This window comes from Johannesbaptistia floridana (genome assembly GCF_057440575.1).
Genome location: NZ_JALKVM010000277.1, coordinates 1 through 1,618 on the forward strand (window position 1 = coordinate 1; position 1,618 = coordinate 1,618).

General features: G+C 37.5%; 1 protein-coding gene. It reads left to right on the top strand.

The annotated features are described in order from the left end of the window. A partial coding sequence (locus tag MW688_RS17060) for a WD40 repeat domain-containing protein (RefSeq protein ID WP_486737215.1) occupies positions 1-1,564 on the top strand: 1,564 nt, incomplete at its 5' end. Positions 1,565-1,618 lie beyond the last annotated feature (54 nt).

Below are 1,618 nucleotides of genomic sequence, written 5' to 3' on the forward strand. Positions count from 1 at the left end.
TGTGGAATTTTCCCCTGATGGTGAATATCTGGCTACTCACTCTTTTGATAAAACAGCGAAGTTAGTCAAAGTGTCTAATGGTGACAACATAACTACCATTCGTCATCAGGATAGGATTGAGGATGTGGCATTTTCTCCTGATGGTGAATATCTCGCTACTGGCTCTTGGGATAAAACAGCGAAGTTAGTCAAAGTATCTAGTGGTGACAACATAACTACCATTCGTCATCAGGATAGGATTGAGGATGTGGCATTTTCTCCTGATGGTGAATATCTCGCTACTGGCTCTTTTGATAAAACAGCGAAGTTAATCAAGGTGTCTAGTGGCAAGAAAGTTACTACCATTCGTCATCAGGCTGGGGTTTTTGATGTGGAATTTTCCCCGGATGGTCAATATCTGGCTACTCGCTCTTGGGATAATACAGTTAAGTTGGTTAAGTTGTCTAGTGGCAAGGAAGTTATTACCATTCGTCATCAGGATAAGGTTTGGTCTGTGAAATTTTCCCCTGATGGTGAATATCTGGCTACTTGCTCTTTTGATAAAACAGCGAAGTTAGTCAAGGTGTCTAGTGGCAAGGAAATTATTACCATTCGTCATCAGGATAAGGTTGAGGATGTGGCATTTTCTCCTGATGGTGAATATCTGGCTACTTGCTCTTTTGATAAAACAACGAAGTTGGTTAATTTAGAAAAAATGTGGCAATTGCTAGAAACTAATCAAAATGCTCCTCCTTCTTTCAATCCTCCTCAAGTAAATGCTCTGACATACTTTGATAAACCACAGGCATTTTTTCTCCGTTGGTTACAAAATCACGCTAATCACTACAGTTTTTATGAATATATCCTCAAACAAGCACAACCAGAAAACCCAGGATTTTCACTCCAGAATCAAACCCCTTTATTAGATACAGATTTGTGTTTACAATCTCTCAATTTTCTGTTGATAAATGGTGAAAAACATTATCAGTCGGTGTTTCCCGGGTTGAAGGGGATTGAAGATAAATCAATTCACGCGATCGCTTTATATGATATGAAACAAAGCATGATGGCGGCACTAGCTACCCTACATGAATTTATTCATAATTTGATGAAATTTGAGGGCCAAGATTTTCCCAAAGCCATGGAAATTTTTAAGGAAGAAATAGAGAAAGAAGTTAACATCACCGAAATAGCTACTGATATATACAGTCGCTTGCAACAACTTTATCAACTAGAAGGCATCGAAAATTTTGCGGCACTTACTACCATCAAAGATATGTTAGGAGAAATGCAAGAGATATTCCAGCAAATTTTACCCTTAAGCATTACATCTCCACCACCAAAAACTCCGACAATTCCCTTAAAAGTTGAGGAAAAACAATTACGAAAAGAATTAATTACAGCAATTAATCAAGCTCAACCTACTGAAGTAAAAGAGCTGGTCAAAGGTTTTGTCAGCTTAGGCTTAAAAATAGATAGACAAATAGCGATCGCCGCTATTAACAAATACAATAGGTTTATTTTTGTTGCCCCTTGGGATGATCTTACAGACTATCAAACTTTGTTACGGTTTTTAGGGGATTAATCCAAGATAAAAAAGCATCTTGACCTGCAAAATTACTTATGAAATATAATAACC